Source organism: Paenirhodobacter huangdaonensis, assembly GCF_004022465.1.
Classification (GTDB): domain Bacteria; phylum Pseudomonadota; class Alphaproteobacteria; order Rhodobacterales; family Rhodobacteraceae; genus Rhodobacter; species Rhodobacter huangdaonensis.
Genome location: NZ_SAVA01000003.1, coordinates 151,030 through 172,639, shown reverse-complemented (window position 1 = coordinate 172,639; position 21,610 = coordinate 151,030). Strand labels below are relative to the sequence as shown.

Sequence of the window (21,610 nt, the reverse complement as noted above, 5' to 3'; positions counted from 1 at the left end):
CTTTGCTGCCCTTCAGCATGCAGGCATGCTGCCTTGCGGCTTCCCCAGACCGGACATTGAGGCTTGCCGCGGCGATCAACGGCCATCGCTGAGAGCTTACAGCATCCCCAACCGCAGGCGGATCGGCGCTGTCGCAGAGGACGGTGAGCAGGATATCGAAAAATTTGACATCGTTAAGCTGAAGCAGTCCTAGTCGTTTCCGCTGATGCTGGCGGCCATACAGATCGAGACTACTTGCTACGTTTCACTTAACCTACCATGTATCGGTTGCACATCGCCGCGACTGGGATCGCTGCCTTCTTGTTTTGTCAAGGAAAAGGAGTGACACTTGTCGTCGAAGATGGCACAACGGCCTCGTTCGAGATTGGAGGAGCGTTCTGATGGGTTGGAAGCCGATACATGAAGCGCACGCGATCGACCGTGTGCGCATTCTTGTGCAGTTCAACAGCCCTTTGACCGACAAAATTCTGACAAAAGCTGCTGCACCGGCGACGTCCAAATTCCAAGAACTTGGATTTGAGCAGCTTCATCGTGCTGAAAGCACGATTCAGGGCTTCATGATCGCGATACCGCCTGGACCTATCGCCCCCGAAATCGCTCAGAATGGTTGGGTTCTGAAGCGAGGCTCCGCCGGCGTACTCACCGAGGAGGCGGGCTTTCGCGACGGCGTCTTCGGCTACTTGTCAACGGAATATGGCCGATGGGATAACCTTGCCACGCGATTTTGGGATGTCTTCGAAGTGCCTCTATCGATTGCTCTGGATAGCACCGACATCAGCAGTATAAAACTTGAGTACTGGGATCGCTTTGTTTTCGACGGCGAGCCTACAAGCGCGGATATTCGTGACCTCTTGGCGACAGTTGATCCGGTTATTCCAAAAAGTGCGGTTTCGGGCGCTATGCTATGGCATTCACACTCCGGATGGTTTGAAGATCATAATGGTAGCATTGTGCTCGTAAACCGCAACATAGATGTGATCGATGAGGCATCTTCAGCAGGTCCTCGCCGCCAATGCAATATTTTCACACTTGTGGAGCTTCGAGCCACGCAAGCGATCGATAGCGTGCATACTTGCAAGAGCACCCTTGATCATCTGCATCGCCGCAGTCTTGCTCTCTTTGGCGCGTCGCTTACCGAAGAACAAAGAAACAATATTGGCCTGAATATTTTGGATTATCTTCAATGACAGCCACAGCAACCCGCCTTATTGATCCTTGGAGAGCAATCGCACTTGGAGGCATGACGAGCATTTCCATCGTGTCTCCCGCTGCTGCTGACTTCCTGAACGACCACTCCATTAAATGGCAGGAACGCGCAGGTCTTTGGGGGGACATGGGCACCTTTAGGCCTGCTTCGCTAAGTGTGGATAGCCTTTTTGACGCTGTTCAGCCTGCGCCATCTGTTGGAAGTAGTAGCTCGGCAGCGGCACCAGTTGCAGACGAATCTGTCGCGAAAGCAAGAGATGAGGTCTTGAAAGACCTTAGAACGCTTCGTGTTCGCTCTCTTCTTCTTGCGGTCTCTGAACACACGACCGTTGTGTCAGCTTCAATCGACGACGCGATCGTGGTGGCCCAGGCATGGCCGAGTGAATTGCCGGCACCATGTGTGGAAGTCGACGACGACGGAAAGGTCAGCTTAGAAGTCCTGAACGAAGATGGTTTGGCGGTTGGGGCAATTGATTTCTTGGGTAAAGATCACGTAGCTGCTTTCTCTATCGTCAATGGAAGCTCTATCGCTGCGGCTGGAAAACTGAATACTGCCTCGACGACAGAAGTCATTCAGTTCTTTCAGAATTTTAACTTTTTGGCTGCGTAGAGTTTCGTGACAGACGACGAACATAAAAGAGCATATCTGGACTGGTGGAAAGAAAACGGCGACGCGGCTCATATGGCTACGTCCTTTCCATACTGTGGATGTGAAACGGCTGACCCCGTACTTGGAGGTTTTGGACCGATTAACGATGAGGAACGACTGCGCTATTTTGCCGTTTCACGGTCAGACATTGACCTAAAGCGGTCCCCAAAGAAGTCGATAACCTCAAGTATTTTTAAAAGATGCTTCAAATCGGGTATGTCTGTCTGCCGCTTGACTCATGCTTCGCGCGCCGAATTGAACTTTAGCGCTCAGATATTGCATGAATACCAGGTTCGCGAACACGGCGAGTTCGGCGGTGTCTTGGGAGTGGTCGATTTCGCTGCGGTAGCTGCTAGACGGCCAGCGGGAAGTATCGAACAGATCTGCTGTGTTGTCGATACGCCACTAAGTGAGCGCAACGCGCACGCTGATGTGGTGAGCAGCAAGATCGTCGATGAACCGGAAGTTCAGACAAGTCTACGGCTCTTGCTGTTCAACGCCATTGGCGGCGTGAAGGCATTTGTTCCCGTGGCAGAGGTGACGGATTGTGACTTGTTGGCGTTTAGACCAGCAGCACTGGTTTCCTGAACTGAATCCAGGAGAGCTATGCTATGCTTAATGACATTTTTCTCGACTAGAAGGAATGGCTGCTTCTTTCTGGTTGCTGCAATTTCAGCGCCGCACTGCCGTCAGGCGGCTTCCCGCCCTCCACGTCAAGAGCCGGCTGGAATCGCGGTACCATGCGCTAACGGCTGCTTTCGTCCGATGCTGCTACTGCCACGCCGCACTGCCATCAGACGGCTCTCCGCCCTTTCCGTCAAAGAGGCATGTCATGTTACAATAGGCGCCGTTGCGGCATTGGGGTGGGACTGGCGGGACCCTTCGAGTGCCTTCGGTGCGCTAAGGCCTAGGCGGAATACACGTCACGATCGCAGACAGGCCTCAACGAAGTCAGCGCGCATTGTGATGTCGCCGCATGGAAGTTCCATAATTTCGTATCCGAGCGCGGCGTAGGTCTCGCGCATGACGGCACAGGTCGTTTCGGCTTCGGCGCGGGTCTGTTTGCGTTCGGTGTCCTGTGTGAAAATCTCGTCCCAGAACGGGGCCAGAAAGACGCGGGCGTTGTAGCAAGCATCCCTCGCCGCTCTGGCCACATGGGGCGGCACGGGGAGGGCGCAGAGGGCCAGGTAGCCCATGATGTCGGGAATGCCGCGGTCGAAGATCACGGGGCCTGAGAGTGCCTGCGCGGCGCTGTAGGCGCGCAGGTCATGTTCCAGCATCCGTGCGGCATAGGCGGTGCGATCCGCCCAAGGAAGGGCATCTCCGCCGCTCTGCAGCTCCTCGCGGATGATCGCGCGGCCGGATTCGGGGATCGTGTGAATGCCGCGGCGGGCGAGCTCGGTGATCAGGCTGGTCTTGCCCGCACCTGGGCCGCCCGTCACGACGAAGAAACGGTCGCTCATGGGCCATCTTCGGGTTTGACAAGGGGAAGGGCTGCGACGGGATCAACTTGGCCTGAGCCAAGGATCAAAGCAGCATGGATTTTCGTAGGGAAAACAGCACCGGTGTGCCTGGAAGAGGCAAATCCTCTGACGAGAAAGGCAGAACTATCCGCTACTTTTCAAGATAATTTTGGTGGAGCCAAGGGGAGTCGAACCCCTGACCTCTTGAATGCCATTCAAAAATCTAGTGCCAACGCGGCATAACGCATCAAAACGCCTGATTGCCGCCATGCGCCTTGTTTTATTGACTTTTCGTCGCTATGTTAGGCGGTGTTCGGGATGGTGGGTAACGAGCCAAAACAGCCAAATCCGTTACCCCTATGTTACCCCGACAAGGTTTCTTGACTGTGCATGAGGATTTCTTGACATGGCGCGAGCACTGACGGCGAAGGCGGTGGAAGCTCTCAAAGCGGACCCTGAAAAGCGGATCGAAGTGCCCGACCCGGCGCTTTCCGGCCTCTATCTTGTGGTGCAGCCAAGCGGCTCGAAATCGTGGGCGCTGCGCTACCGCTTCGGCGGCAAGCCTGCGAAACTGACCCTTGGGCGCTGGCCCGTGATGGGTGTTGCCGATGCGCGGGCCGCCGCCACCGAGGCGCTTGATACTCTCGACCACGGGCGCAACCCGGCTGGCGAGAAAAAGGCACGGGAGGAAGCGGCGGCGCAAACCAACCGCGACACGGTGGCGGCGGTGATCGAACTCTTTCTGAGGCGGCACGCGAGCCACAACCGGCGCGGCGACGATGTGGCGGCGATGTTCAAGCGCGAGATCATGAAGAAATGGGGCGAGCGGGAAATTCAGTCGATCGGCAAGCGCGACGTGATCGAGGTGCTAGACGCGATTGTTGACCGGGGCAGCCCCGTGACGGCGAACCGGCTTCGGGCGCATCTGAACACCCTGTTCAATTGGGCGAAGGGCCGGGACATTGTGCAGGCGAACCCGCTGGACGGCATCAAGCCCCCGGCGCCCGAGAAACCCCGCGACCGGGTGTTGACCGACGACGAAATCCGGCTGTTCTGGAATGCCTGCGACGGGCTGGCCTATCCCTTCGGGCCGCTCTATCGCATCCTCTTGTTGACCGGGCAGCGGTTGCGCGAGGTGGCCGAAATGACGTGGCGCGAGGTGGACGGAAACACTTGGACCCTGCCCGCCGATCGCTCGAAGAATGGTGACGAACACGTCATTCCGCTGTCGCCCGAGGTGCTGGCGATCCTTGGGGGGCTTCCCCGCATTGGTCGCTATCTGTTCTCGACCACGGGCGAAACCCCGGTTTCCGGCTTCACCCGCGCGAAGGAACGGCTCGACAAGCTGATGGGCGAGGCGGTGAACAAGGATCTTCCCGAGGGGGCCGAGCCGGTGAAAATCCCGCCCTTCACAATTCACGATCTGCGCCGCACGGCGGCAACCGGCATGGCGGGGCTGCGGTTTCCGCCGCATGTCGTGGAAGCCGTCTTGAACCACCGCAGCGGCACCCGGCGCGGCGTGGCGGGCGTTTACAACCGCTTTGACTATGCCGACGAAAAGCGGGCGGCGCTGGACGCATGGGCGCGGCGCGTGGCGGCGCTGATCGAGGGCGAGGCCGAGAACGTGGTGCGGATCGAGAGGGCGCGGTGATGGGGGATGCCATTGCAATTCGAGTGCTTATGCAGCACCTCGAAGTTAATGAAGAAGCGGCAGCCGTTTGGGTGGATTACATCGAAAATCTGACTTTTGGGCATGACCCTGTAATTTACGACCTGAAACGTGATGTCGAAAATCTTGAAAACCTAGAACGTGCATTGAACTTGGTTCTTGAGGCGCTTGATTTTGGGGCCATGACACAAGCTGCTCGCGATGATTTGGGGCGCAGATTGATTTGGGGCCCGCATACGGATACGCTAATTTCAAGATCTGGTGAGGAAGCCTCTTCTTTCGATTTAGAAATTCTATCGTATCCCGAAAAGGTCGGAAGAAAAGCCGCCGATTCCTTGCAGGCGTTGGAAGATAATTTCTTGACAATTCGAGGCGCGATCCGGTCGACGAAGCGGCATATAGAAAAATCCCCCAGTGCCCGTATAGGAACCGGGAGAATTAACTTCAGCGGAATTCAACTTGTGAAATCCGCCCGAGAAGTCTGGCGTTTTGCGACCGGAAATGATGCGCCTAACAAGGCGCTCAACCCCGCCTCTCGATTTGGAAAGTTTCTGTGCGATCTGTTCGAGGCATTCGAGATCGGGGGCGATCCTCGCGCGGCGTTCCGGGCGTGGGCAGCTACGCAATGACGGGACAGACGTGCACACTTGCGGCGAAAAAAGCGGATCAAGTGTGCACGACCTAAGCCCGAGCGTGTGAATATCTGGGGGCCTGACGTAACCCGTTAAAACGTGAGGCCTTCCAAGTGGAAAACAAGCTGATCAACTCCGCCACCGTGCGCGCTCTCTGCGGCGGTATCTCTGACATGAGCCTGTGGAGATGGCTCCATAATCCCGAAATGGCATTCCCCAAGCCGCGCGTGATCGCGCGCCGCCGCTATTGGATCGAAGCTGAAATCCTCGCATGGATCGACGCGCAGGCCGAAAAGGGGGCCGCGTGATGGTCCCTGATCACCAACGCACGAACTACGAACGCACGGCGGAATGCCTCGACGACCTGCGCGCCCTCATGTTCGCGAGCGATGAACTGGCGCGGCTGCCCGCCGAGTATGAGCGGCAAAAATATGCCGCAACGCTGATGACGCTGGCGCTCGAAAAGCTCGATGAAGTCGAACGGGCGCACGCCATGGAATGGGTGGGCCTCGGCGGCAAATACCCCACGCTCACTGACGATGAGATGGCCCAAGCGAAGGGGGCTGCGTGATGGCTGACCTCGAAACCTGCCTGCGTGCCTGGCCGCGCGTTCTCGCCCGCACCCCCGAGCATTCGCTGGAACGCGCATTCGCGCTGCGGATCGAGGAACAGCGGCGGCGCCCCGGCTGGGAACCCGGCACCCGCCAACTCGAATTTATGCGCGATCTGGTCGCAGAATATGCGCCCGACGCAGTTCTTTTCTGGGGGGCGCGATGAGCGCCCTTCGCATCTTTGCCAGACATGGCCCTGAGTATGCCGCCGCAGGGCTGCCCGTGTTTCCGGTTGATACCAGATCGAAGCGACCGGCAATCAAGGGCTGGCAGAGGGCAACACCGAGGCGGGCGCAGGCATGGGCGCAGATCGAGGCTCTCGGAAATGCGGACGGGCTGGGGCTGCTTATGGGGGCTGCGTCCGGCCTAACCGAAATCGACGTTGATGCCGCTGGCGAGGCATGGATTGCGGCATCCTTGGAACGCTTCGGAGAAACGCCTGTCGTGATCCGCACGGCATCCGGCAAGGCAAAGCTCTGGTATCGGCACAATGGCGAGGGGCGGCGCATCCGGCCCTTTGATGGCCTGCCGATCGACGTTCTCGGGAATGGGTTCACCGTCGCCCCGCCTTCATGGCGCGAAGACCTCGGGGCCGCCTACACTTTCCGCAATGGCGGTTTGGCCGATCTGGCGCAACTGCCGATGATCGACCCGAACGCGCTGGGCGCCGGGTTCACGCGGGCAGCAGAGGCGGTGCTTCAGGGCGAGCGCAACGCGAGTTTGTGGCGCTGGTGCATGGTGCAGGCCAGACATTGCGACGAGGTGGATTCGCTGATCGACGTTGCGGCGACATGGGCAGAAGCCTTTCCTGATCCGCTGTCGTCCGGTGAAATTGAACGGTGCGCAAGATCCGCGTGGGGATACGAAAGCACGGGACGCAACTTTCTGGGCGTGCGCAAACCGCAGGTTACGAGAGGCGATGTGACGATGGATGCACTTCTGGACGAACCCGAGGCGTTCACGCTGCTCCAGTATTTCAAGAGGTGGCATAGCAACCGGCCTTCCTTTGCAATCGCACCGCGCGCAATGAGTGAGGCCAAAAGCCCACCGTGGCCGCGCCGCAGGATCGAGAATGCGCGTGACGTGCTTCTGCAACGCGGGTTCCTCGTGGAGATCAACGAACCGAGCAAGGGGCGCAAGCTGGCCGGGCGCTACAGGCTTGCAGAGAAAATGCCCGAAACTGGGCACAATCATAATACACCCTTTCCCCTTCATTAGGGGGAAAGAGGGGGTGGCCCGCCGTTGCCCCGTGGCGAGGTGACTGTCACACCACGGCGACCGATCACGACCACCACCACCATTACCGCCAAGCCTGAGTGCTGCGCGTCAGCGCGGCATCGAAGGCGCGGCAGGGTGTGCAGATAGGGTGATCGGGTCCATTTCAAGCGTTTGCATGTGCTTTGCATTGCATGTGCATGGCTGTTGATCCGCCCTTCCCTGCGATGAAGCGTTAGGAAGTGTGATAGTTATCAAAGGATTGGCGTGAATGTATGATGGCCGCACCCAATTGGAGGTGCGCCTTGACCCTCGCAACCGAACTTCTCAGCCAAGCCAAAGCACACGCCCGGATCGACCACGACGACGAGGACGACACGCTGACGCAGATGCTCGCAACCGCGCTGGCCGATGTTGCCCACGCTGCGGCCTATGACCTGCCCGCCACGCTGGCCGAGCTTCCCGCCGATCTGGCCTTCGCTGCCTGCGATCAATTCAGCCTGCTTTACGACAACCGAGGCGGGGCGACCGAGCGGGATCGCCCGCTTGGGCTGTCGTTGGCCGCGTCTCGCATCTGCGCACGCTATCGCGGTGTCTCGCTTGGCGAACCCGAGGTGGAAGCGTGACCGAGGCCGCGCCGATCAAGCGCCCGAGAGGCAGACCCCGCAAGACTGGTCCCAATGCCCAGACTTCAGAGGGGCCAGGGACCGGCGGTCTGACTGTTCCTTGCGCGCGCTCCGATGGTCTGGCCGAAAAGACGCTGGCCTTTATCCGCTCTTTGCGGGTTCCCGAGGGGCCTTTGCACGGGCAGAATTTTGCGCTGGCGCCGTTTCAGGAACGCTTCATTCGCGGCGTTCTCGATGCTGACACGATGGTCGCAATGCTGAGCGTGGGGCGCGGGCAGGGGAAATCCATGCTCTCGGCGGCTCTGGCGCTGGCGCATGTGATGGGCGTTTCCGACGATCAACCGCGCCGTCAAGTCGTCATTGCGGCGCGTGTGAAGGAACAGGCGCGCATCTCTTGGGAATATGTTCAGGCGATTGTCGGACTGCTTCCCGAGGAAGAACAGGCGCTGTTCACCTTCCGGCAGGCACCCCGTCTGGAAATCAGCTATGAGGGCGCGGGCGGCGGCATGATCCGTGCCGTTGCGGCGGATGCGAAGAACCTTCTGGGCCTCTCGCCCACGCTGATCATCGAAGACGAGTTTGGTCACTGGCACCCCGAAAAGGGGATGCAACTTCATGCCGCGCTCGAAACGTCGGCGGGCAAACGTCGCGCCAAGATGGTGATCATCTCGACCTCTGCGAGCGACGACACGCACCCGTTTTCGCAGATGCTCGACACTCCCCCGCCGCATAGCTTTGTCATCGAATGCCGGGCGCCTCTGGGGATGCCCGCCGATGATCTGGACGGTATCAAGGCCGCCAACCCCGGCTCCGAATTTGGCATCGGCCCGAGCCTCGACTGGTTGCAGCAACAGGCGCGCATCGCGATTCAGCGCGGCGGGCAGGCGCTCACGGGGTTCAGGCTCTACAGCCTCAACCAACGAGTTTCTGATGTTGGCAAGGCGCAGCTCCTGACCGTTGACGAATGGACTGCCTGCGAAGTGTCGCCCGAGGATCTGCCCCCGCGCGAGGGGGATTGCGTGATCGGCCTCGACCTGGGCGGCAGCCGCTCCATGAGCGCCTTCGCCGCTTATTGGCCGTCCAGCGGGCGGCTTGAGGTGCAAGGCGCATTCCCGACGAAACCGGGCCTTGCCGAGCGTGGCGAAGCCGATGGCGTCAAAGACCGATATATCCAGATGGCCGAGCGCGGCGAACTGATCACCTCCGGCGAAAGCACGGTGCAGGTTGGGCCGTGGCTGCGGCGCGTCTGGGATGAGCTGGTGCAGGACGCGAATGTCGTGGCGCTGGTGGCTGACCGTTATCGGCAGGCGGAACTTCTGGACGCGATGGCGGCGGCGGGCATCCGCGCTCCCGTGGTGTTTCGCGGGCAAGGGTTCAGAGATGGGGGCCTCGACACCGAGGCGTTCCGCAAAGCGGTGTTTGACGGCGAGGTGCTGACCGTGCCGTCGCTGCTGCTGCGCTCTGCGGCCTCTGACGCGCTTGTCGTCATGGATGACGCGATGAACGCGAAACTGACAAAGGCGCGATCTCTGGGCCGGATCGACGCGATTGCAGCATCCATTCTGGCAGTTGCCGAGGGGCAGCGCCGCAAGGCCGCTCCGGTGCGCAAGGCAAGGGTGGCATGGCTATGAGCAAGCGCGACACATACGCCCGCCACTCCAAGGCCGTGACCCGCACGAAACGCTGGGCGGTGCTGCGGCAAGTGATCCTAGAGCGCGATGGCTGGAAATGCCGGTGCTGTGGCGATCGGCGGCGCCTTGAGATCGACCATATCCAGCCGGTTCGCCTGCGCCCGGATCTGGCCTTTGAACCCCGGAATTTGCAGGCGCTTTGCCCGCGCTGCCACACGAAAAAGACCCGGCTTGAGGTCGGGCACAAAGAGAAATCCCCGGCCCGCAAGGCGTGGGATCGAGCCGTTGCCGAACTGGCGACGAACCCCAACCCGGCAACATGAGGTATCAAATGCTGGAATCGAAAAAGCTGGAGCTTCGTCGCTCCGAAATTCGGCAAGAACTGGCCACGCTGGCCGCGAAGCCGACCCCGACCGAGGACGAGTTGCGCACGATGGGCGACCTCGACCGCGAGTATCAGACGAACGAAACGCGGTATCGCGCCGCGCTGATCGCGGAAGACACCGAGCGCCGCGAAGCCGGGGCCGATCTGGAAACCCGCGCGGGCCGTGAATGGTCTGATCTGGTGGCCGGTTTCCAGATGCGCCAGGTGATCGGCGCGCTCAATGAGGGCCGCACCCTCGAAGGGCAGACCGCCGAAGTCGTGACCGAGCTGCGTGCTGCTGGGGGCTATAGGGGCTACCCGGTCCCCCTCCTCGCGCTCGAAGCGCGGGCCGGTGAAACCGTCTCGACCGGCACCCCGGACCCGATCCAGACGCGGCCCTTGATCGACAGGTTGTTCCCGGCCTCTGTCGCGGCGCGGATGGGCGCGCAGATGATCGCGATCGGCTCCGGCGCCGTCGAATGGCCCGTCGCCACCTCTGCCGTTTCGGCGGGCTGGGCGGATGGCGAAACGGGCAGCGTTGCGGGGCCGACCGCCTATGCCACGACCGACAAGGCGCTGAAGCCCGAGCAAACGATGGGGGTGCAGATGCGCATCACCCGCAAGGCGCTCTTGCAATCGGGCGAGGCGCTGGAAGCGGCGATCCGGCGCGACATGAACGGGGCGATGGGCGCCGAACTCGACCGGGCGATCTTCCTGGGCACGGGTGCGGACGGGCAACCGCTGGGTGTGATCACCGGGGCGGCAACCTATGGCATCACCTCGACCGCGATCGACGCAGCGGCGTCATGGGGCGCTTATCGCGAGGCCGTGGTGCGCTTCATGGCGGCGAATGCGGCGGGCGGGCCGGGGGGCGTCAATCTGATGATCCGCCCCGAGGTCTGGAATTTCATGGATGACGCCGAGGCCTTCGCGGGCACCGCCGTGACGGAATGGGACCGCCTGCTGAAGAACATCCCGGCGGGCAATATCGCCATGTCTTCGACCGCGCTTTCCGCTCCGACCGGCACCCCTGCGGCCTGCACCTCGCTGCTGACCACCTCGGCGGGCGGTGTGGCTCCGGTCTTCGTCGGCATGTGGGGCGCCGTGGACCTGATCCGCGATCCGTTCAGCGATGCGGCCTCTGGTGGCCTGCGCCTGACCGCGCTGACCACCTGCGACGTGACGGTGGCGCGCGGTGCGCAGCTCGAACTCCTGACCGGCGTGCAGGTGGCGTGATGCTCTGGGGCGGAAATCTCGGGACGCTGGAAATCCGCGCGGAAGGTGGGGCAACTCACCTTTCGGCGCGGTTCCCCTATGGCGCCGAAACGGAACTGGCACCGGGGCGGCGCGAGGTTTTCGCCCCTCATGCCTTCCGGGCGCGGATCGAGGCGGGCGACGAAATCCACCTGCTCGCCCAGCACGACTATGCAAAGCCCCTCGCCAGCACGGCGGCGGGCACCCTCACCTTGCGCAGCACCGATGCGGCGCTGGAAATCCGCGCGATCGTGGACGCCTCGACCACCTGGGCGACGGACTTCCTTGCGGCGCATCGGGCGGGCCTGATTCGGGGCCTGTCGCCCGGTTTCCGGGTGCCGAACGGCGGCGATCGGGTGGAACGGCGCGGCGCTGATCTGGTGCGCACTGTCACCGAGGCGGCGCTATTCGAGGTCTCGGCGGTGACGGTTCCGGCCTATCCCTCGGCGCAGATCGAGGCGCGCGGCTGGGAACTGCACCAAGACCGCCAGCCCTACGCGGGCGCGGTGAACCCCCTCAATCGGTGGAGGCTGTGATGCGGTGGCCCTTCTCGAAGAAAACCGAAACCCGTTCTGCGATGGCTGCGGGCTACACCGCCTCAATCATCGCGGCGCGCGAGTCGTATATCAGCGGCGTGTCGGGCATCGCGGAATTGACCGCGACGGTTCAAACTTGCGCCACGCTCTGGGAATCTGCCTTTGCCCTGGCCGATGTGACCGGCACCGATCTGCTGGACCGCAAGACGATGGCGCTTATCGCCCGCTCTCTGGCCATGCGGGGCGAGGCGGTGTTGCTGATCCGCGACCGGCTGATTCCCTGCGCCGATTACGATTTGTCCACCAAGGACGGCATCCCGCGGGCCTATCGCGTCACGGTATCCGAGGCGGGCGGTTCGACCTCTCACACGGTTCTCGCTGGCGAGGTGCTGCATGTGCGGCTGGGCGTTGACCCGGTGGCCCCTTGGACCGGACAAGCGCCTCTGCGCCGTGCCAGCCTGACCGCCAGCCTCTTGCACGAGATCGAGACGGCATTGCGCGACACATGGCAGTCGGCCCCGATTGGCTCTCAGATTGCACACATGCCCGAGGGCAGCGCCTCGGATATGGCGGCGATGCGATCCGCGTTCAAAGGCCGTCGCGGTTCTGCGCTGATCGTGGAAGGCGTAGCGCAGGCTGTCGGGGCCGGGATGCACCCGAATGCAGGCAAGGCGCCAGATCAACTGACCCCGGATCTTCAACGGGCCATGCCTGCCGAGCTTCTGGACGCAGCACGGGGCGCGATCTTCGCGGCCTATGGCGTGTTGCCCGCGATGTTCTCGCAGGCGGCGCAGGGGCCGCTTGTGCGCGAGGGTATCCGTTTCCAAGCCCAGATCGTCATGCAGCCCATTGCGATGCTCTTGGCCGAGGAGGCCTCGGAAAAGCTGGGCGGCGCCGTGAAAATCGACGTGGTGCGCCCGATGCAGGCTTTCGACGCGGGCGGCAAGGCGCGGGCGCTGGCGACAATGGTGGGCGCGCTGGCGCAGGCCAAGGAAGCCGGGATCGAGGGCGCGACCCTGCAAGACGCTCTGAGCTTCATCGACTGGGCGGACTGAGCCATGCTCCAGCTTCCGCCGCATCTGATCAATCGGAAAGAACGGCGGGCGCGCGATGCCCGCCGGGGCCGCATGGGCGAGCAACGCTATAACGCCTTGGTCGTGGAATTGGCCCGCGTGATCCGGCTGGCGTTTCAGGCGGGCGCGACGGGCAGCTTGTGGGGCCTCGAAGGGCCGCTTCGGGCTGGCATCCGCTCCGACCTGTGCTTGCAGGGCTGGGGGTGGAGCGCCGCCGATCTGATGGCGCGGGAAGTGCTCGAAGATGCTTTCCGCAAGGCTGGGGCGATGATCCGCCCGACATGGAACGAAGGACAACCGGAATGGACGATCGAGGCCGGAACACTGATCGAGCGGACCCGCTGCGCGCGCTGCGGCAAGGAGTTGCCCGAGACACGCCACAAGTTTTGCTCCGACCTCTGCGCGAGTGCCATGCACATGCGGGTTCGGCGGATCAAGGAGGCGAACGAGGAAACGGCGCTCGACATGGCGGTGCGCAACCTCTGACCGCAGAATGCGAGCATTGCGGCGGGCCTCTCCCCGAGGGTGCGACGGCGCGGCGGATGTATTGCTCGATGAAGTGCAAGAACGCGGCGACTCATGCCCTTGTTGCGCAGGCGCGTGCCGAGGCGCGCAAGGGGCGCATCTGTCCGATGTGTGGCGGGCCGGTTCCTGATCATCTTCGGGCCGATACGATCTATTGCAGCAAACTTTGCCAAAGAAGGGCGAGTAAGGCTTATGCGCGCGGCAAGCGCGAAAAGACGTGCGCCCATTGCGGCAAGCCGTTCTTTGCCCATCACGACACGCAAAAGTTTTGTTCGGTGCGATGCGGGCACAGGGCCGCACCGATCGAGCCCAGGCCGTGCGCGCATTGCGGCGCGATGTTCAAGGGCAGGCCGGGGCAACGATTCTGCGGCAAGAGTTGCACCACGGCGGCGCGCTGGGCGGCGGGAACGATGACCCTGCCACCGGGGCGGGGCAAGGGGTGATCTGTTACCCGAAACGTTACCCCAAAGCAAAACCCCGCCGAAGTGGCGGGGCTTTTTGCTTCGTAAGTCTTTGTTTTTATTGGTGGAGCCAAGGGGAGTCGAACCCCTGACCTCTTGAATGCCATTCAAGCGCTCTCCCAACTGAGCTATGGCCCCACCGTGAGGTCCGCAGAGCGCTGGTTCAGCGCCTTGCGTGGGGCGTCGTATACGGGGGGGCGCGGATGGGCGCAAGAAGAATTTCGCGCCTCTTCGCAAAATTTTCCGCACCCCTCTGCGCCGCCCCGGAACGGGGTCAGACACTCACCCCGAAGATCCGGCCGACGCCTGCGGTGATTGCCATCGCCGCCGCGCCCCAGAACAGGACGCGCAGCGTCGCGGGCAGCATCGGCGCGCCGCCGGCGCGGGCGCCGAGCGCGCCGAGCAGGGCAAGGCAGACGAGCGTCGTGCCCACCACCACCGGAATCACCTGACCTGCCGGCGCCAGCACCGCCGCGATCAGCGGCATCGCCGCGGCGACCGAGAAGGTCAGACCCGAGGCGAGCGCCGCCTGCAGCGGGTTCGCGGCATGGACCTCGGACAGGCCCAGCTCCTCGCGCACATGGGCGCCGAGCGCGTCCTTCTCGGTCAGCTCGCGCGCCACCAGCGCGGCGGTGGCCTGGCTCAGCCCGCGGCTTTCGAAGATCGAGGCGAGCTCGCGCTCCTCCTCCTCGGGGGTGTCGCGCAGCGCCGCGGTCTCGCGCGCGATATCGGCGCGTTCGATGTCGGATTGCGAGCTGACCGAGACATATTCGCCCGCCGCCATCGACATCGCGCCTGCGGCAAGGCCCGCGCCGCCGGCGATCAGCACCGCCGTGGGCGAGGGATCGGCCGCGGCCACGCCGACGATCAGCGAGGCGACGGAGACGATGCCGTCATTCGCGCCGAGCACGGCGGCGCGCAGCCAGCCCGAGCGGTTGATGAAATGCAGCTCCTCGTGAGCTGACTGGTAGGGAAGGGGGGACATGGGGGCCTCGCGGTGTCGCTGGGTTGAAAAGGAAAGACGGGTCAGCCGGGCTGGGAGGGCGGCAGGGCGACACGCACCGAAAAGCCGCGGTCCTGACCGGGAAGGGGGGAGGCGAGCGCAAGCCGGCCGCCGGAACGGGTGACGATCGCGCGCACGATGGCAAGGCCGAGCCCGCTGCCCTTGCCGGCGCCGGGGGCGCGCTCGAAGCGCGTGCCGAGGCGGGTGAGGGTCTCGGCCGGCACCGGGGCGCAGTCGTTCTCGACCGAGAGCGTCGCGTCGGGGGCGAGCCGGACCGAGACCGGCGCGCCGGGCGTGCCGTGGCGCAGCGCGTTCTCGACGAGGTTGCGCACGAGAATGCCAAAGATGTCGGGATCGAGGTCGGAGAGCACCGGCGCCGCGGGCAGATCGAGTGTCACCGGGGCCGCGCCGGCGAGCCGCGCGGTGTCCTCGGCCATCAGCCGGGCGACAAGACGCAGGTCGCGCGGCGTGCCGGTGCGCAGCTTGCCGCTCTCGGCGCGGGCAAGCTGCATCAGCCCCTCGGACAGCCGCGTCAGCCGCTTCAGCCCGGCCTCGATCTCGGCGGCGCGGGCGGTGGTGGCCGGGTCGGTGCTTTCGGCGCGCAGCCGCTGCACCTGGGCAATGGCGCCGGCAAGCGGCGTGCGCAGCTCATGCGCGGCATTGGCGGTGAAGCTGCGCTCGGCCTGGAAGGCGGCATCGAGCTTGGCGAGCAGCGCGTTCAGGGTTTCCGCGAGCGGCTGCACCTCGGCCGGCAGGTCGCGCGTCTCCACCGCCGACAGGTCGGCCGCACCGCGCCGCGCCAGCCGCAGCCGGAACCGGCGCAGCGGCGCAAAGCCAAGCCGCAGCACCAGCGCGATCGCGCCAAGCGACAGCGGCACCATCAGCGCGAGCGGGGCGAGCAGCCCCATCTGCACCTTGCCCGCGAGCCGCGCCCGATGTGCGACCGGCTCGCCCACCGAGATCGTCACGCTGCCGCGCAGCGCCTCGTCCGAATAGATCCGCAGTTGCGGCGTGTCGGAAAAACCGGGCCCGGCATAGGGCGGGAAATCGGCGGGATCGGCGGTGTGCGACTGCAGCAGGATGGCACCGGCGGCATCGCGCACGACATAGGTGAACTGCTCTTCATGGGCGCGGATCACCGGCACGGTCTGTGCGCCCGTCGCGCCCTCGCGGCCGAGGATCTCGGTCACGGCAAGCGGCAGCACGCGCTGTGCCGTCTCCTCGAGCATCGAATCGAAGACCTCGTTCATCTCGCGGCGCAAAAGCTGCGCGGTGGTGAGTGCCCCTGCGGCCCAGAGCGCCGTGACCACCGCGCCCACGGCAAGGCCAAGGCGCAGCTGCAGCGAGCGCGGCGCCCTCATCCGCGGCCCAGCCGGTAGCCGAGGCCGCGCTCGGTCTCGATCACGCCCGCGCCCAGTTTCTTGCGCAGCCGGCTGACATGGACCTCGACGGTGTTGCTCTCGACCTCGTCGTCGAAGGAGTAAAGCCGCTCTTCCAGTGCGGGTTTCGACAGCAGCTGGCCGGGGCGGGCGAGGAAGGCCTCGAAGAGCGCCCATTCCCGCGCGGTGAGCGATACCGGCTTGCCGTCGCGGCGCACCGTGCGTGCCGCAAGGTCGATCTCGAGCGGGCCGAGGGTGATGATCGGGTTCGGGTTGCCGGCATAGCGGCGCGCGACCGAACCGATGCGGGCCGAAAGCTCGGCGAGGTCGAAGGGTTTCACCAGATAGTCGTCGGCGCCGGCATTCAGCCCGTCGATCCGGTCCGACACCTGATCGAGCGCGGTCAGGATGATGACCGGCGTCGCATCGCCGCGCCCGCGCAGCGCGCGCAGGAAACCAAGGCCCAGCCCGTCGGGCAGCATCAGGTCGAGCAGGATCAGGTCGTAGACCGCCACCGCCATCGCGTCGCGCGCCGCATCGAGCCGCGTCACCCAGTCGACGGGATGGCCGTCGGCCGCGATCTGGTCGCGCACCGCGGCGCCCAGCACCTCGTCGTCTTCGATCAGCAGAATGCGCATGGGCTCCTCCGGCAGCGTGGCCAGCTTATTCCGTGCGAAGCTGACGGCAAGCTGAACCGCAACCGGGGGGCGGTTCAGGCTCGCGTCAGATTCGCGCGGCAAAGAAGGGGCAACCGAACCCGGAGGAGCCGATGCCGTCAATCTCTCGCCCGCTGTCCCGTCTGGCGCTGCCTGCGCTCTTGCTTCTCGCCGCGCCGGGAGCGGCCTTTGCCGGCGACCACCATTGCCGCGTGCCGATGGCCGACTGGCAGCCGCGCGCCGCGGTGCAGGCACTGGCCGAGGCGCAGGGGCTGACGGTTCGGCGCATCAAGATCGACGACGGCTGCTACGAGCTCGATGCGCGCGATGCCCAGGGCCGGGCGGTCGAGCTGAAACTCGATCCGGCGACGCTCGCGGTGCTGAAGGGCGAGGTCGAGGAAGACGACGATCGCCACGAACACGGCCACGGCGACTGACCCCGATTTCCGGGCCGGGGTTCCGGTCCGGCTCCCGGGAATCGTCCCCCCGGGAGAGGGCGCGCCGGGCTTGTCCCTTGTTCGACCGGCGCGCCCGACCTGACAGCCCGCTGAAGCGGAAAGTCCCGTCGCTTCAGCCTGCGCTCAGCTTCGGGCGCGATCCCCCCGAACAGACACCATCCCTGAAGGAACCCCGATGAAATCCGTTCTTGCCCTTCTTGCCCTGACCACCGCGATCACCACCACCGTCGTCGGTGCGCTCTCCGCTGCCCCCGTGCCCGAAGTGACGCCGGCCGCCCCCGCCGCGGCCGCGCCGCTTGGCCCGCTCGTGCGCTCGGCCGTGGTCGTCTCCGACGCCACCGCGTCGGCTCCGGCCGCCACGCCGGCGCGCTCCGAGGCGCCGGCGCCGGTGCGCCTTGCCGAACATGATGACGAGCATGAGGGCTGGTTCTCCGGCCGCCGTGGTCATGATGACGACGACGATGACGACGATGATGATGAAGGCCAGGGCCGCGGCCGTGGCCCGGCACCGGCTGGCACGGCGACGCCGCCCGCGAACGGGCTGTTCGCCCCGGGTGCGAAGCCCGCGGTGCAGACGAACTGATCCGAGGAGAGAGAGAATGAAACACCTGCTCACCGCGCTTGCCCTGACCACCGCGCTGACCGCCGTGCCGGCGCTCGCTCAGGCCAAGCCTGTCACCTTCACCACGCAGATGCGCAATTACGGCGGCGATGGCGCCTATCTCGCCTTCTACGTCACCGATGCGCAGGGCGGCTATGTCGGCAGCCTGTGGATGGCGGGCGGCAAGGCCAAGTATTATCGCCACCTCACCGGCTGGCAGGCCGCGACCGGCGGTGATACCGCGCAGGTCGACGGCATCACCGGCGCCTCGGTGGGTGCCGGGCGCTCGCTGAAGATCACGCTCGACCTTCAGGATGCGCTCTTCGATGCGGGCTATGTGCTCCATGTCGATGCCGCGGTCGAAGACATGCGCGAAAGCCCGAACGAGGTGGTGCTGCCGCTGACCTCGGACATCGTCGGCAAGCCGGCGCAGGGGCGCAGCTACATCGACACGCTGACCGTCAGCTTCTGATCCGGAGGGCCCGCCTGTGCTGCGCTCGATCCACCGTTGGCCCGGCCTGATTGCCGCGCTGCTCGTCCTTGTCCTCGCCCTCAGCGGCGCGGCGCTCTCGGTCTTTCCCGCGCTCGAGCGGGTGGGCGCGCCGCAGGCCCCGGCGGGGCTGAGCGTCGCCGAACTGGCGGCACAGGTCGAGGCGGGCCATCCCGGGCTCGAGCAGATCCGCCGCGCACCCTCGGGCCGGATCACTGCGTGGTGGTTCGACGCGGGCACGCCCGGCAGCGCGGTGATCGACCCGGCGACGGGGGCGGATGCGATCAGCGCCGACCCCTCGCCGGTCGAGCTGTGGCTGACCAATCTGCACCGCTCGCTGTTCCTTGGCGACACCGGGCGGCTGGTGATGGCGGCGGGGGCCGCGGCGATGGCGGTGCTGACGCTCTCGGGCGCGGCGCTGGTGGCGCGGCGCATGGGCGGCTGGCGGCGCTGGTTCGGCCGCACCCGCGGGCCCTGGCCCGGGCGCGTGCATGTCGAACTGGCCCGCTTTGCCGTGGGCGGGCTGCTGCTGTCCTCGCTCACCGCGCTGTGGATGACCGCCTCGACCTTCTCGCTGCTGCCCGACGAGGCGGTCGATCCGGCCCCTGCGGTGGCGACGGCAGGGCTGCCCCGGCTTGCCCCCACACAGATCCCGCTGCTGGCCGAAACCCCGGTCGCCGATCTGCGCGACCTCTCCTTCCCCTCGCCGCAGGACCCGACCGACGTCTTCACCCTGACTGCCGCCGGCGGCACCGCGCTGATCGACCCGGGCACCGGCACGGTGCTGTCCTCGGCCCTGCCGAGTGCGTGGGAACGCGCGAGCGCAATCGTCGAGATGCTGCACACCGGCCGCGGCGCGGCGGTGCTGGGCCTGATCCTCGGGCTGATGGCGCTGAGCGTGCCGGTGCTCGCGGTCACCGGGGCCGTGCAATGGCTGCGCACCCGCCGCTCGGGCATGCGCCTGCCGGGCAACGTCGCCTCGGGCAGCGCCGAGACCATCCTGCTCGTCGCCTCGGAAGGCGGCACCACCTGGGGCTTTGCCCGCACCCTGCGCGATGCGCTGGCGCAGGCGGGGCACAGCGTGCATGCCGCGCCGCTCAGCGCCTTCGACCCGGCGCGCTACGGCAAGGCGAAGCGCTTCCTCATCCTCGCCGCGACCTATGGCGAGGGCGAGGCGCCCGCCGCCGCCCGTGGCGTTCTGGCCCGCATCCGCGCGCTGAAGACCCCGCCCGCCGCGCCGCTTGCCGTGCTCGGCTTCGGCGACCGCAGCTTCCCCGAGTTCTGCGGCTATGCGCAGGACCTGACCGAGGCCGCCCGCGCCGTCGGCTGGGCCGAGCTGATGCCGCTCGGCACCGTCAACCGCCAGTCGCCGCAGGATTTCGCCCGCTGGGGCCGCGATCTGGGTGATGTGCTCGGTCAGCCGCTCGACCTTGCGCATCTGCCGCAGGTGCCGCAGGGCGAGGTGCTGCGCCTGATCTCGCGCCGCGACTATGGTGCCGAGGTTCAGGCCCCGGCCGCGATCCTGCGCTTCGCGCTGCCGCAGCTTGGCCTGTGGCAACGGCTGACCGGGCAGGGCTTTGCCCGCTTCGAGGCGGGCGATCTGCTTGGCGTATTGCCCGAGGGCTCGGATCTGCCGCGCTTCTACTCGCTGGCCTCGGGCGCGCGCGACGGTTTCGTCGAGATCTGTGTGCGCCGGCAGCCCGGCGGGCTCTGCTCGGGCCAGCTCACCGCGCTTGCGCCCGGGGCGACGATCAGCGCCTTCCTGCGCCGCAACCCGGCCTTCCACCCGATGCGGGGGCACAAACCGCTGATCCTCGTTGGGGCGGGGGCAGGCATCGCGCCGCTTGCGGGCTTTGTCCGCGCCAACCGCCGCCACCGCCCGGTGCATCTGTGGTTCGGCGCCCGCACCCCCGAGAGCGATTTCCTCTATGAGGACGACCTTGCCGCCTGGCGCGCCGATGGCCGGTTGTCGGGGCTGAGCACCGCTTTCTCCCGCGCCGGCCGGCGCGAGCATGTGCAGGACCGCATCGGCGCCGAGGCGGCGCAGGTCGGCCGGCTGCTGGCCGCGGGCGCGCAGGTGCTGGTCTGCGGTGGGCGCGAGATGGCCGCGGGGGTGCGCGAGGCGCTCTCCGCGATCCTGGAAGGGCAGGGCCAGAGCCTTGCGCTGCTGAAGGAAGAGGGACGCTATGCCGAAGACATCTTCTGATCTGACCCGCCGCACCCTGAACGGCCCGACCATGGGCACGCGCTGGTCGGTGGTGCTGTACGCGCCCGAGGGCGAAGACCTCGCGCCCCTCGCCGCCGCGCTGCAACAGGCGGTGGACGAGGTCGACGCGCAGATGTCGACCTGGCGGGCGGACAGCGACCTGATGCGGCTCAACGCGGCGCCGCTCGATGTTGCGGTGCCGCTGCCCGCGCGGCTGATGACGGTGCTGAGCGAGGCGCTGGAAATCGGCCGGCTGTCAGGCGGCGCCTTCGAGATCGCGATGGGCGATGCGGTCGCGGCCTGGGGCTTTGGCCCGGCGCCGGCCGATCCGGCCGCGATCCGCGTCGCGATGACCCGCCCGCGGCGGCCGAGCTTCGAGGGGCTGGAGCTTGACCGCGCCGCCGGCACCGCCTGCAAGCGCGCCGAGATGGTGCTTGACCTCAGCGGCATCGCCAAGGGCTATGGCGTTGACGCGCTGGTCGAGGTGCTGGCGGCGCGGGGCATCACCCGCGCGCTCGCCGCGATCGATGGCGAGCTGCGCGGCCTCGGCACCCAGCCCGACGGCCGCGGCTGGGCGGTGGCGGTCGAGCGCCCCGATCCCGCGCTCCGCGCCGTGCATTCGGTGTTCGAGCTGCATGACATCGCCATCGCCACCTCGGGCGACTATCGCCACCGGGTCGAGGTGGGCGGGCGGCAGCTGTCGCATACCATGGACCCGCGCCGCGGCGCGCCGGTGCTGGGCGGTCCCGCCTCGGTCACCGTTCTGGCAGCGACCTGCATGCGCGCCGATGCCGTCGCCAGCGCCCTGATGGTGCTCGGCGAGGCCGCAGGGCGGGCGCTCGCGGGTCGCCTCGGCGTCGAGGTGCTGTTCCTGACCGAGGCCGACCGCACCCCCGCCTGAG

General features: G+C 65.5%; 26 protein-coding genes and 1 tRNA gene. 22 read left to right on the top strand and 5 right to left on the bottom strand.

Annotated elements, in window-relative coordinates; all coding sequences use genetic code 11:
* The first annotated feature begins 380 nt into the window (after positions 1-380).
* Genes EOW66_RS06420 through EOW66_RS06410 form a run of 3 tightly spaced genes read left to right on the top strand, consistent with a single transcriptional unit; the run spans position 381 to position 2,443 of the window.
* Positions 381-1,187 (top strand): TIGR04255 family protein, encoded by an 807-nt coding sequence (locus EOW66_RS06420; protein ID WP_128155605.1) that lies wholly within the window; start codon positions 381-383, stop codon positions 1,185-1,187.
* 53 nt (positions 1,188-1,240) lie between these two features.
* Positions 1,241-1,816: a hypothetical protein gene (locus EOW66_RS06415; RefSeq protein WP_164881046.1), complete on the top strand. Its 576-nt coding sequence runs from the start codon at positions 1,241-1,243 to the stop codon at positions 1,814-1,816.
* Between the two features lie 6 nt (positions 1,817-1,822).
* The gene (locus tag EOW66_RS06410; protein WP_128155603.1) at positions 1,823-2,443 is read left to right on the top strand and encodes a hypothetical protein; all 621 of its coding nucleotides are present in this window, start codon (positions 1,823-1,825) and stop codon (positions 2,441-2,443) included.
* Positions 2,444-2,778: 335 nt separating this feature from the next.
* On the opposite strand, the gene EOW66_RS06405 is transcribed toward EOW66_RS06410, so the two are convergent.
* Positions 2,779-3,318 carry an AAA family ATPase gene (locus EOW66_RS06405; protein ID WP_128155602.1) on the bottom strand — a complete coding sequence of 180 codons (540 nt, stop codon included), beginning with the start codon at positions 3,316-3,318 and terminating at the stop codon, positions 2,779-2,781.
* A gap of 406 nt (positions 3,319-3,724) precedes the next feature.
* On the opposite strand from EOW66_RS06405, the gene EOW66_RS06400 reads away from it, so the two are divergent.
* From EOW66_RS06400 to EOW66_RS06335, 14 genes are all read left to right on the top strand, one after another.
* The gene (locus tag EOW66_RS06400; protein ID WP_128155601.1) at positions 3,725-4,969 is read left to right on the top strand and encodes a tyrosine-type recombinase/integrase; all 1,245 of its coding nucleotides are present in this window, start codon (positions 3,725-3,727) and stop codon (positions 4,967-4,969) included.
* Positions 4,969-5,616 carry a hypothetical protein gene (locus tag EOW66_RS06395; protein ID WP_128155600.1) on the top strand — a complete coding sequence of 216 codons (648 nt, stop codon included), beginning with the start codon at positions 4,969-4,971 and terminating at the stop codon, positions 5,614-5,616. The genes EOW66_RS06400 and EOW66_RS06395 overlap by 1 nt, the downstream gene beginning before the upstream one ends.
* A 116-nt stretch (positions 5,617-5,732) precedes the next feature.
* Entirely contained in the window at positions 5,733-5,927 is a 195-nt protein-coding gene (locus EOW66_RS06390; protein WP_128155599.1) for a helix-turn-helix transcriptional regulator, read from the top strand.
* A complete protein-coding gene (locus tag EOW66_RS06385) occupies positions 5,927-6,190 on the top strand; it encodes a hypothetical protein (RefSeq protein WP_128155598.1) in 264 nt (87 codons plus the stop codon). The genes EOW66_RS06390 and EOW66_RS06385 overlap by 1 nt, the downstream gene beginning before the upstream one ends.
* Positions 6,190-6,396: a hypothetical protein gene (locus tag EOW66_RS06380; RefSeq protein ID WP_128155597.1), complete on the top strand. Its 207-nt coding sequence runs from the start codon at positions 6,190-6,192 to the stop codon at positions 6,394-6,396. Before EOW66_RS06385 ends, EOW66_RS06380 begins: the two co-directional genes overlap by 1 nt.
* The gene (locus EOW66_RS06375; RefSeq protein ID WP_128155596.1) at positions 6,393-7,448 is read left to right on the top strand and encodes a bifunctional DNA primase/polymerase; all 1,056 of its coding nucleotides are present in this window, start codon (positions 6,393-6,395) and stop codon (positions 7,446-7,448) included. The genes EOW66_RS06380 and EOW66_RS06375 overlap by 4 nt, the downstream gene beginning before the upstream one ends.
* A gap of 302 nt (positions 7,449-7,750) precedes the next feature.
* Positions 7,751-8,071 (top strand): head-tail connector protein, encoded by a 321-nt coding sequence (locus EOW66_RS06370; RefSeq protein WP_239017521.1) that lies wholly within the window; start codon positions 7,751-7,753, stop codon positions 8,069-8,071.
* Complete coding sequence (locus EOW66_RS06365) at positions 8,068-9,702, top strand: terminase large subunit domain-containing protein (protein ID WP_239017520.1); 1,635 nt, start codon at positions 8,068-8,070, stop codon at positions 9,700-9,702. The genes EOW66_RS06370 and EOW66_RS06365 overlap by 4 nt, the downstream gene beginning before the upstream one ends.
* Positions 9,699-10,025 carry an HNH endonuclease gene (locus tag EOW66_RS06360; RefSeq protein ID WP_164881045.1) on the top strand — a complete coding sequence of 109 codons (327 nt, stop codon included), beginning with the start codon at positions 9,699-9,701 and terminating at the stop codon, positions 10,023-10,025. Before EOW66_RS06365 ends, EOW66_RS06360 begins: the two co-directional genes overlap by 4 nt.
* An 8-nt stretch (positions 10,026-10,033) precedes the next feature.
* Positions 10,034-11,302 carry a phage major capsid protein gene (locus EOW66_RS06355; protein WP_128155593.1) on the top strand — a complete coding sequence of 423 codons (1,269 nt, stop codon included), beginning with the start codon at positions 10,034-10,036 and terminating at the stop codon, positions 11,300-11,302.
* Positions 11,302-11,856 carry an HK97 family phage prohead protease gene (locus EOW66_RS06350; protein ID WP_128155592.1) on the top strand — a complete coding sequence of 185 codons (555 nt, stop codon included), beginning with the start codon at positions 11,302-11,304 and terminating at the stop codon, positions 11,854-11,856. The genes EOW66_RS06355 and EOW66_RS06350 overlap by 1 nt, the downstream gene beginning before the upstream one ends.
* A complete protein-coding gene (locus EOW66_RS06345; RefSeq protein ID WP_128155591.1) occupies positions 11,856-12,911 on the top strand; it encodes a hypothetical protein in 1,056 nt (351 codons plus the stop codon). Before EOW66_RS06350 ends, EOW66_RS06345 begins: the two co-directional genes overlap by 1 nt.
* Positions 12,912-12,914: 3 nt before the next feature.
* Entirely contained in the window at positions 12,915-13,415 is a 501-nt protein-coding gene (locus EOW66_RS06340) for a hypothetical protein (protein WP_128155590.1), read from the top strand.
* Positions 13,416-13,483: 68 nt separating this feature from the next.
* Complete coding sequence (locus EOW66_RS06335) at positions 13,484-13,897, top strand: hypothetical protein (RefSeq protein WP_128155589.1); 414 nt, start codon at positions 13,484-13,486, stop codon at positions 13,895-13,897.
* 80 nt (positions 13,898-13,977) lie between these two features.
* Here EOW66_RS06335 and EOW66_RS06330 read toward each other — a convergent pair.
* The 4 genes from EOW66_RS06330 to EOW66_RS06315 all read right to left on the bottom strand — a co-directional run bounded on the left by EOW66_RS06330 (position 13,978) and on the right by EOW66_RS06315 (position 16,935).
* A tRNA-Ala gene (locus tag EOW66_RS06330) sits at positions 13,978-14,053 on the bottom strand.
* 136 nt (positions 14,054-14,189) lie between these two features.
* The gene (locus tag EOW66_RS06325; protein ID WP_128155588.1) at positions 14,190-14,900 is read right to left on the bottom strand and encodes a VIT1/CCC1 transporter family protein; all 711 of its coding nucleotides are present in this window, start codon (positions 14,898-14,900) and stop codon (positions 14,190-14,192) included.
* A gap of 41 nt (positions 14,901-14,941) precedes the next feature.
* Entirely contained in the window at positions 14,942-16,279 is a 1,338-nt protein-coding gene (locus tag EOW66_RS06320; RefSeq protein WP_128155587.1) for an ATP-binding protein, read from the bottom strand.
* Positions 16,276-16,935: a response regulator transcription factor gene (locus EOW66_RS06315; protein ID WP_113899502.1), complete on the bottom strand. Its 660-nt coding sequence runs from the start codon at positions 16,933-16,935 to the stop codon at positions 16,276-16,278. Before EOW66_RS06315 ends, EOW66_RS06320 begins: the two co-directional genes overlap by 4 nt.
* 131 nt (positions 16,936-17,066) lie before the next feature.
* Here EOW66_RS06315 and EOW66_RS06310 point away from each other — a divergent pair, with 131 nt between their 5' ends.
* The 5 genes from EOW66_RS06310 to EOW66_RS06290 all read left to right on the top strand — a co-directional run bounded on the left by EOW66_RS06310 (position 17,067) and on the right by EOW66_RS06290 (position 21,609).
* Positions 17,067-17,390, top strand: coding sequence for a PepSY domain-containing protein (locus EOW66_RS06310; RefSeq protein ID WP_128155586.1), 324 nt, complete (start codon positions 17,067-17,069; stop codon positions 17,388-17,390).
* Between the two features lie 196 nt (positions 17,391-17,586).
* A complete protein-coding gene (locus EOW66_RS06305; protein WP_128155585.1) occupies positions 17,587-17,994 on the top strand; it encodes a hypothetical protein in 408 nt (135 codons plus the stop codon).
* 16 nt (positions 17,995-18,010) lie between these two features.
* Positions 18,011-18,484: a DUF2271 domain-containing protein gene (locus EOW66_RS06300; RefSeq protein WP_128155584.1), complete on the top strand. Its 474-nt coding sequence runs from the start codon at positions 18,011-18,013 to the stop codon at positions 18,482-18,484.
* Positions 18,485-18,500: 16 nt separating this feature from the next.
* The gene (locus EOW66_RS06295) at positions 18,501-20,708 is read left to right on the top strand and encodes a PepSY domain-containing protein (protein ID WP_128155583.1); all 2,208 of its coding nucleotides are present in this window, start codon (positions 18,501-18,503) and stop codon (positions 20,706-20,708) included.
* Complete coding sequence (locus tag EOW66_RS06290) at positions 20,689-21,609, top strand: FAD:protein FMN transferase (protein ID WP_128155582.1); 921 nt, start codon at positions 20,689-20,691, stop codon at positions 21,607-21,609. The genes EOW66_RS06295 and EOW66_RS06290 overlap by 20 nt, the downstream gene beginning before the upstream one ends.
* Position 21,610: the final 1 nt, after the last annotated feature.